Origin of the sequence: Streptomyces sp. L-9-10 (assembly GCF_004151105.1) — a bacterium.
Taxonomy (GTDB): Bacteria; Actinomycetota; Actinomycetes; order Streptomycetales; family Streptomycetaceae; genus Streptomyces.
This window is the reverse complement of sequence record NZ_PHRF01000088.1, coordinates 1-10,271: the sequence shown is the minus strand read 5'-3', so window position 1 is coordinate 10,271 and position 10,271 is coordinate 1. Positions and strand designations below refer to the sequence as shown.

General features: G+C 70.8%; 1 protein-coding gene. It reads left to right on the top strand.

Annotated elements, in window-relative coordinates; translation table 11 throughout:
* Nucleotides 1-32: 32 nt before the first annotated feature.
* Nucleotides 33-10,271 (top strand): non-ribosomal peptide synthetase (locus CU044_RS20075; protein ID WP_275670203.1); only part of this gene is annotated, 10,239 nt, incomplete at its 3' end.

The window sequence follows — 10,271 nt, the reverse complement described above, 5'->3', positions numbered from 1 at the left end:
AGGATGCGGGGTGTTTCGCGGGTCTGGGTGAGGTGTGGACGGGTGGTGAGGCGGCGTCGGGTGTGGCGATGGGGCGTGTGTTGGAGGCGTGTCCGGGTACCGAGTTGGTGCATGTGTATGGTCCGACGGAGTCGACGACCTTCGCGGTGTGCGGGTCGGTCACTGGTTCCGATACCGGGGGTGCGGCGGTGCCGCTCGGGGGGCCGATGGACAATACGTCGGCGTACGTTCTCGACGGTGCGTTGCGGCCGGTGGGTGTGGGTGTGCCGGGTGAGTTGTATCTGGGTGGTGGGGGTCTGGCGCGTGGGTATGACGGTCGTGCGGGGCTGACGGCGGAGCGGTTTGTGGCGGATCCGTTCGGTTCGGGTGGACGGTTGTACCGGACGGGTGATGTGGTGCGGTGGCGCTCGGATGGCCGCTTGGACTTCCTGGGCCGGGACGATGGTCAGGTGAAGGTGCGGGGCTTCCGTATCGAGCTTGGTGAGATCGAGTCCGTACTGTCGCGTCACGCGTCGGTGGGCCGGGTCTCGGTGGTCGTCAGGGAGGACCGCCCGGGGGCGAAGCGCCTGGTGGCGTACCTCGTACCGTCGGGTGAGCTGGACGTCTCGCTCGTACGTGAGCATGCTGCTGGGCTTCTGCCCGAGTACATGGTGCCGTCCGCGTTCGTCGTCCTGGACGAGCTGCCGCTGACGGTGAACGGGAAGGTCGACCGACGAGCACTTCCCGCGCCCGACGCAGAGGGGGGCGCGGAATACGTGGCGCCCCGTTCCGGCAGGGAACAACTGCTGTGCCGGATCTGGGCCGAGGTTCTCGGGGTTGACCGCGTCGGCGTTCATGACGACTTCTTCGCTCGCGGCGGGGACTCCATCACCGGCCTCAAGGTCATGCTTCGCGTCCAGAAGGCGGTCGGGTGCGAGCTGTCGACGAGGACGGTATTCGATCACCCCACCGTCTCCGCGATGGCTGAGGCCGTCGCACGGTCACAGACGCCGGGACATGCTCACGCCTCGTCCCGGGCCACGGCGATCGCGCCCGCGTCCCGCGATCATGAGCTTCCCCTCTCCTACGGTCAGGAACGCCTCTGGTTCCTTGACGACTTCGCGCCCGGCGGCGTCGAGTACAACACCGGCATGGCGCTCCGTCTCGCCGGCCACCTGGACATGGCCGCTCTGCGGACCGCGCTCGACGGCCTGACCGCGCGGCATGAGGCGCTGCGTACGACGTTCGGGGGTCGGGCGCAGACCGTGCATCCCACGGTGACCGTGCCCCTGCGTGTCGTCGACCTCTGTGCGGAGAACGACGCCGACCGCCCGCACGTGCTGGAAAAAGTGTTGAGGACCGAGCAGTCGACGCCATTCGACCTCGCAGCCGGGCCCTTGTTCCGAGTGCTGGCGGTGAGCCTCGGGGCGCAGGAGCACGTTCTCGTGCTGTCGATGCACCACATCGTCACCGACGGCTGGTCGATGGGCGTCATCACGCGCGAGCTGGGTGCCCTCTACGCCGCTGCCGTACGGGGTGCGGACGCGGGGCTCGCGGAGCTGCCGGTGCAGTATGCCGACTTCGCCGTATGGCAGCGCGAACGGCTGACCGGTGACGCGCATGCGCGGCAACTCGATTATTGGCGCGCACAGTTGGACGGTCTGGAGCCCCTGGAGCTGCCGACGGACCGGCCACGCCCGGCGGTGCGCACCTCGGCCGGAGCGCTCCACACCTTCGAGGTGCCGGGGGAGTTGGCCCGGCGCCTCGCGCGTTCGGGGCAGCGGCGTGGGGCGAGTCTGTTCATGACGCTGACGGCGGTGACGCAGTTGCTGTTGTCGCGGTACAGCGGTCAGCGGGATGTGGCGGTGGGCACGGTCGTCTCGGGGCGTGAGCGGGCGGAGTTGGAGGGCCTGGTCGGGTTCTTCGTCAACACCCTCGTCCTGCGGGCGCGTATCGATCAGGACCGGCACTCCTTCGACGACCTCCTTGACCACGTTCGTACGACGGCCCTTGACGCCTTCGCGCACCAGGAGGTGCCCTTCGACCGGGTGGTGGACGCGCTCGCACCGGAACGCGATCCGAGCCGGACCCCACTGGTGCAGGCGCTGATCGTCCTCCAGAACTCGATGGGCATGGAGGGCGACTTCGCGGGTCTGGCCGCGCGGCGCGAGCCCGTGCCGCGTGAGTCGTCACGTTTCGACCTCACGCTGGAGTTCTGGGAGTCCCCGAGCGGCCTCACCGCGGAACTGGAATTCAACACGGATCTGTTCGACGCGGAGACCATCGAGCGGTTGTGCGGGCATTGGCTGGCGTTGGCGGAGCGGGTGACGGCGGATCCGTCGGTGCCGCTGGTGCGGGTCGGCATGCTGGGCGCGGGTGAGCTGGAGCGCTTGCTGATGGGGTGGGCCGGTCCGGGAGGCGGGGTGGGTGAGCGGTCGGTTGTGGAGTTGGTTCAGGACCGTATCGCCGCGGCCCCTGGGGCGGTTGCGGTGCTCGGGGATGGTGGTGTCTCGCTGTCGTATGGCGAGTTGGGTGCCCGGGTGGATCGTCTGGCGGGGTATTTGGCGGCGCTGGGCGTGGGTGTCGAGTCGCGGGTGGGCGTGTCGCTGCCGAGGTCGGTGGATCTGGTGGTGGCGGCGCTTGCGGTGCTGCGGGCCGGTGGTGCGTATGTGCCGCTGGATCCGGAGTACCCGGCCGACCGGCTGGAGTTCATGAAGGCGGACAGCGGCGTCCGGGTGGTGGTGGACGAGGCGATGTTGGCCGGGCCGCTGTCGGCGGGCGCGGATGCGGGCGTGGGCGCGGGCGCGCGGGAGGCCCTGTCGGCGTCCGGCTCTGTGTCGTTGTCGTCGGCGGCGTATGTGATTTATACGTCGGGTTCGACGGGTCGGCCGAAGGGTGTGGTGGTTCCGCATGCGGCGATGGCGGGTCTCGTGCGGTGGGCGGTGTCGCTCGGTGAGGACCGCTTCAGGCGGACTTTGTTCTCGACGTCGCTCAACTTCGATGTGTCGGTGTTTGAGCTGTTCGGGACGTTGGCTGCTGGTGGGACGGTGGAGGTGGTGCGGGATGTTCTGGCGTTGACGGAGCGCGACGCGTGGAGTGGCTCGCTCATTTCGGCGGTGCCGTCGGCGTTTGCGGGGGTGTTGGGGCAGGAGTCCGCTGTTTCGGCGGGTCTGGTGGTGTTGGCGGGTGAGGCGTTTCCGGCGGGTCTGCTGGAGCAGACGCGGCGGGCGATGCCGGGTGCGGTTGTGGCCAACATTTACGGTCCGACTGAGGCGACGGTGTATGCGACGGGCTGGTTCTCCGACACCGATCCGGACTCTGAGGGTCCGATGGTGCCGATTGGGCGTCCGGTGGCGGGTAAGGCCACGTATGTACTGGATGGCGGTTTGTCTCCTGTGCCGGTGGGTGTGTGGGGTGAGTTGTATCTCGGGGGTGGTTTGGCGCGTGGGTATCACGGGCGTTCGGGGTTGACGTCGGAGCGGTTCGTGGCGGATCCGTTCCGGTCCGGTGGCCGGTTGTACAGGACCGGGGATGTGGTGCGGTGGCGTGCGGACGGGACTCTGGAGTACGCGGGCCGTGGCGACGACCAGGTCAAGATCCGCGGTTTCCGTATCGAACTCGGCGAGATCGAGAGCGTTCTGTCCTCCCACCCGTCGGTGGCCCAGTCCGTGGTCGTGGCGCGCGAGGACCGCCCCGGAGTGAAGCGCCTGGCCGCCTACCTGGTCGCCGAGGGGGATTCGCCCCTCGACGTGGCGGTAGTACGTGAGCATGTGGCGTCGGCTCTGCCGGAGTACATGGTTCCGGCGGCCTTCGTCGTCCTGGACGCGCTGCCCCTGAACGCCAACGGCAAGCTCGACCGCCGCGCCCTGCCCGCACCCGAGTTCGCCTCGGCCGACGCGGCCTATGTGGCGCCACGTACCGAGTCCGAGCGTCTCTTGTGCGGCGTGTGGGCGGAGGTGCTCGGGCTGGAGCGGGTCGGGATCGAGGACAACTTCTTCGACCTCGGCGGCGACTCGATCATCAGTCTCCAGGTCGTCTCCCGTGCCCGCCGTGCCGGACGGGCCCTCTCCTCCCGCGACGTCTTCCTCCACCCCACCATTTCCACCCTTGCCACCAAGGCCGGCCAGGTCGACACCGGCCCCGCCCTGCTCACGGAGAGCGGGCTCGTCACCGGAGCCGTAGGGACAACTCCCGTACGGGAGTGGTTCTTCGACACCCATCCGGTGGCTCCGGAGCACTTCAACATGGGAGCCGGGTTCACCCTGTCTCCCGCCACGGACCTCGATGCTCTGCGGCCGGCCGTCGCCGCGCTGCTCGCCCAGCACGACGCGTTGCGCAGCACGTTCACCCGTACCCCCGAAGGAGCCTGGACCGGGCACATCACGCCCGCCGTCGACCTCGACGCGGTCTTCGCCGTCCATGCGTGCGACCCTGAGGAGTGGCCCGCGCTCGTCGCGGCGGCCCATGCCGGACTCGACCTGGAACGTGGTCCGTTGGTCCGCGTCCTCGTGGGAGTGACGGGCCCGGAGGCGCCGGTCCGGGTCGTCCTCGCCGCGCACCATCTGGTCGTCGACGGCGTGTCCTGGCGCATCCTTCTGGAGGACCTGGAGTCCGCCTACGAGCGGATCGTGACCGGCCGAGAGCCCGACCTGGGGCCCAAGGGCACCTCCGTACGGCAGTGGGCCGCGCGGCTTGCCGAGCACACCGCCGCGGGTGGCTTCGACGCCCAACTGCCGTACTGGCTGGAGACGACGGCCCGCGCCACCACCCGACTGCCCGTGGACCGTCCCGGTGGCGACAACACGGTGGAGTCCGAGCGTTCGGTGTCCGTGCGGCTGTCCGCCGAGGAGACCCGGGAGCTGTTGCAGCGCGTCCCGGCGGTGTACCGGACGCGGCCGAACGATGTGCTGCTCTCGGCGCTGGTGCGCGCGGCGGGACCGTGGGCCGGCGGCGCGCGATGGGCCGTCGACATCGAGGCGCACGGCCGCGAGGAGATCTTCGACGACACCGATCTGACCCGTACCGTCGGCTGGTTCACCTCCATCCACCCGGTCGTCCTGGACGTGCCGGGGGACGGGGGAGCGGACTGGCGCCGGACGATCCGGGCGGTCAAGGAGCGGCTCAGGGCGGTGCCGGACCAGGGCGTCGGCTACGGCGCGCTACGCCATCTCCGGTGGTCGGAAGGTGACATGAGCGCGGGCCGGGGAGCCGGTCTCAGCACCGCCCCCGTTCCCGAGCTGGCCTTCAACTACCTCGGGCACTTCGGCGGCGCCGACGACACCAGCGGCGGCTGGTACCGCTCGCTCGTCCTGAACCCGGGCGGCGAGCACCACACCGCCGAGCAGCGGAGCCATGTGCTGGAGGTGGTGGGCGCGGTCCAGGACGGCGTGCTGGCCTTCACCTGGTCGTACTCGGAGAATCTGCACGACCGGGAGACGGTGCGGAGCCTCGCCGAGCGGTTCACCGCCGAGCTGCGGTCGCTCATCGAGCACTGCGCGGAGCCGGATTCCGGCGGCTGCTCCCCGTCGGACTTCCCGCTCGTACGGCTCACCCAGGCCGAGATCGATCTGATCGCCGGCGACGGCCGGGACATCGAGGACGTCTATCCGCTGACGCCCCTTCAGGCGGGGATGCTGTTCCACTCGCTGAACTCGCCCGGCTCGGCCGCGTATCTCGAACAGTTCACGTTCGTCATGGACGGAGTCGCCGACCTGGATGCCCTGGCGCGCGCCTGGCAGCGTGTGGTCGACGCCTCGGACGCGCTGCGGGTGTCGATCGCCTGGGAGGGGCTGTCCGAGCCGGTCCAGATCGTGCACCGGCGCGCCGAGATGCCCGTCGCCCGCGTCGACTGGACCGGCCGCTCGGAGGCCGAGCGCTCCGCACTGTGGGCCGCGCTCGTCGCCGAGGACCGCTCCGCCGCAGGACTGGACCCGGGCAGTGCCCCGCTCACCCGTGTCACCCTGGCCCGGCTGCCGGGGGAGCGGGTGCGGGTGCTCTGGTCGTTCCACCACATCCTGCTGGACGGGTGGAGCAGCGCCGCGGTGCTGTCGGACGTCGCGGTGGAGTACGCGGCGCTCGTCTCGGAGGAGGGTGCACCCCGCCCGGTCGATGGGTCGGTGGACCGGCCCGTGCGCGGGGCGTTCCGGGAACACCTCAGGTGGCTGGCCGGACGGGACCAGGAGGAGGGGCGCGCGTTCTGGCGCAGTCGGCTCGCCGGCTTCGAGGAGCCGTCGGCGCTGCCCTTCGACCGCGCGCCGGACAGCGCGCACCGCGCCCGCTCGACGGACCGGGTGACCCTGCGCCTGCCCACGGCGACCGCTCGCGCCGTGGTGGACTTCGCGCGCCGCAGCAGGGTGACCGTCGGCACGATGGTGCACGGCGCCTGGGCGCTCACGCTCTCGCAGTACGCCGGGTCGTTCGATGCCGTGTTCGGTACGACGGTGTCAGGACGCCCGGCCGACCAGCCGGGCGCCGAGAGCACGGTGGGGCTGTTCATCAACACCCTGCCCGTACGGATCGCCACCGAGCCCGCCGAGCCGGTGACGCGCTGGCTGCGGCGGATCGGTGACGAACAGGCGGAGGCGCGGCAGTACGAGTACGTCGCGCTCCACGAGATCAGCACCGATGTGCCCGCCGGCGCCGCGCTCTTCGACAGCCTGGTCGTCGTCGAGAACTACCCCGTGGACACGGACGCCGCCGCACGCCACGGCATCGTCCTGTCCGGTCTCGACGCGGTCGAGTCGACGAACTATCCGCTGACACTCACCGCTCGCGCCGGCGAGGGAACGGCGGAGGGGACGGGGAAGGAGACGGGGGAGGGATTCGTCCTCACCTTCGGGTACGACCCTGAGCTGTTCGACGCCGACACGGTGCGGCGACTGGCGGCGGGCTGTGCGCGGGCGCTCGATGAGCTGGCCGAGGACGGGGAACGTGCCGTCGGCACGCTGACACTGCTCGGCGGGGACGAGCGCGCTCGGGTGCTCGGGGAGTGGAGCGGCGCTCCCGCCACTGACACGGATGACGCGGCGGTAGCGTCGACCGCGCGTCCCGCGTCCGTGACGGATGTGTTCCGCGAGCGGGTGGCCGCCTCGCCGGACGCCGCCGCGGTGAAGTTCTCTGATACGACGCTGAGTTACCGTCAGCTGGACCGGCGGGCGGACCGGCTCGCTCATGCGCTGCTGGAGCGCGGCGTGGGCGCGGGCTCGCGGGTCGGGCTCCTGCTGTCACGGTCGCCCGAGGTCGTGGTGGCGATGCTCGCGGTGCTGAAGGCGGGCGCGGCGTACGTTCCGCTGCACGCGGCGCACCCGGCCCGGCGGATGAGGGACGTGCTGGAGCGCAGCGGCGCGGAACTGCTGCTGACCGATGGGTCGGTGCGGGCACCGGAGGGCGTTGCCGTGCTCGATGTGAACGATCCGGGGGCGGGTGCCCAAGCTCCTTCCGCGCCTGCGTCCGCGTCTGTCGACGTTTCGCCGGAGGCGCCGGCGTATGTGATGTTCACCTCCGGGTCGACCGGGACACCGAAGGGCGTGGTCGTCACCCACGGCGGCGTGGTCGCCCTCGCGGCCGACCGGCGGTTCGGCTCGGCGGCACACCGGCAGGTGCTCTTCCACTCCCCGCACTCCTTCGACGCGGCGACGTACGAGGTGTGGGGACCCCTGCTGAACGGCGGATGTGTCGTCGTCGCCGACGAAGAGCTGACCGCCCCGGCCGTACGGCGCGCCGCGGAGCGCGGCGTCACGGCGGTGTTCGTCACGACCGCGCTCTTCGGGGCGCTCGCGGACGAGGACCCCGGATGCTTTGCGGGACTGCGCGAAGTGTGGACCGGCGGCGAGGCGGCGTCGGCGCCCGCGATGACGCGCATGCGCGCACACTGCCCGGACACCGAGCTGGTTCATGTGTACGGGCCGACGGAGACCACCACCTTCGCGCTGTGCGGACCGGTCGCGGCCGGGGACGTCTCGGGCGGGCCGGTTCCGCTGGGCGGTCCGATGGACGACACCCTGGCCTACGCACTGGACGGTGCCCTGCGCCCGGTCGGCGTCGGTGTGCCGGGCGAACTGTATCTGGGCGGTTCGGGGCTGGCGCGCGGGTACGACGGCCGGGCAGGGCTGACGGCGGAGCGGTTCGTGGCCAGCCCGTTCGCGGCGGGCGGACGGCTGTACCGGACCGGCGATGTCGTACGCCGACGGGCCGACGGCCGAGTGGAGTTCCTCGGCCGGAACGACGGCCAGGTGAAGATACGCGGCTTCCGTATCGAACTCGGCGAGATCGAGGCACTTCTGACGCAGCGCCAGGACGTTGGTGCGGTGGCGGTCGTGGCACGCGAGGACCGTCCCGGCACAAAGCGGCTCGTCGCCTACCTGGTCCCGGCGGGCGGCTCGGCGCTGGACGTGACCTCCGTACGCGATCAGCTGGCGGCGGCGCTCCCCGCGTACATGGTGCCGTCCGCGTTCGTCGAGCTGGAATCGCTCCCCCTCACCGTGAACGGCAAGGTCGACCGGCGGGCCCTGCCCACTCCCGGGCAAGGGAGCTGGAGCGGAAGCGGGGGCGAGAGCGGCGACGAGGAACCGTACGTGGCTCCGCGCCCCGGAGCGGAAGAGCTGCTCGCCGGGATCTGGCGCGCGGTGCTCGGCACCGGACAGGTGGGCGCGCACGACGACTTCTTCGCGCTCGGAGGCGACTCCATCAGCGCCCTCAAGGTCGTCTCCCGTCTCCGCGCTGCCCTGGGAACCGGGCTCTCACCGAGGGCGCTGTTCGACCATCCGACCGTGGCACGCCTGGCCGCCGCGGTGACGTCCGGGGAACAGGCGTCCGCCGCCGGTTCCGCCCCGGACGGCAGCGGCATCATCCCGGCCCCTCGGGACGGTCGGCCCCTTCCCCTGTCGTACGCACAGGAACGGCTGTGGTTCCTGGACGAGTTCACCCCCGGAGGCGCCGAATACAACGTCGTCACCGCCCTCCGGCTCACCGGCACACTCGATCTTCCCGCGCTGCGGGCAGCCGTCTCGGGGCTGGTGGCCAGACACGAGGCGCTGCGCACCACCTTCGACTCCGCCGACGGGCGGGGTGTGCAGAAGGTTCACTCGGAGCTTGACGTCACGGTACGTATCGCCCAGGCACAGGGGGCGGCCGAGCGGGACGTCCTGCTCCGCGCCGAGGCGGCGGCCCCCTTCGACCTGCGCACCGGTCCGCTGCTCCGCGCGCTCCTGGTGCCGGAGGAGACGACCCCGGCCCCCTCGTCGTCCTGGCTGCTGATGCTGACGATGCATCACATCATCACCGACGGCTGGTCGATGGGTGTGATCACGCGTGAGCTGAGCGAGCTGTACGCGGCGGCACTGCGGGGTGGGGACGCGGACTTGCCGGCGCTGCCGGTGCAGTACCCCGACTACGCGGTGTGGCAGCGCGAGAGGCTCACGGGCGCCGCCCTCGACACGCATCTGGAGTACTGGCGTGAGCACCTCCGGGAACTTCCCGTACTCGAACTGCCCACCGACCGGCCTCGCCCCGCTGTACGCACCGGGCGCGGGGCGCTGCATACGTTCCGTGTTCCGGAGGAGCTGACGGCCGCGCTCACGGAGGCGGCGGGGAGGCTGGGCGCCACCCTGTCGATGGCGCTGACGGCGGTCACTCAGCTGCTGCTCGCGCGCTACAGCGGACAGCACGATCTCGCTGTGGCCACGGCCGTCTCGGGCCGGGAACGTACCGAACTCGAAGGGCTCGTCGGCTTCTTCGTCAACACGCTGGTCCTGCGATCGCGGATCGACGCCTCCGCCGACTTCGACGCTCTGCTCACGCAGGTACGGGAGACGACGCTCGCCGCGTTCGCCCATCAGGACGTGCCGTTCAGCCGGCTGGTCGAGGAACTGGACCCCGAGCGCGATCCCAGCCGTACCCCACTCGTACAGGCGGCGGTCACGCTCCAGAACGCGCCCAGAGAGACCTTCGCGCTGCCCGGACTGCGGGTCGAGGAGACGCTTCCGCCCGTGGAGACGGCGCAGTTCGACCTGAACATCGAGTTCGAACCGGTCCCGGGACGCGGTCTGTTCGGCGTTGTCTCGTACAGCACGGATCTGTTCGATGCGGGGACGGTTGGGCGGATGGTGGGGCATTGGCTTGGTTTGGCGGGTGGGTTGGTGGCTGTGGGGTCGGGTGGTGTGTTGGGTGAGGTGTCGATGGTGGGGGTGGCTGAGCGGGAGTGGGTGGTGGGTGCGGGGCGTGGTGTGGTGGGTGTGGTGTCGGGTGGTTCGGTGGTGGAGGGGTTTGCGGTTCGGGTGGCGGAGTCGCCGGGG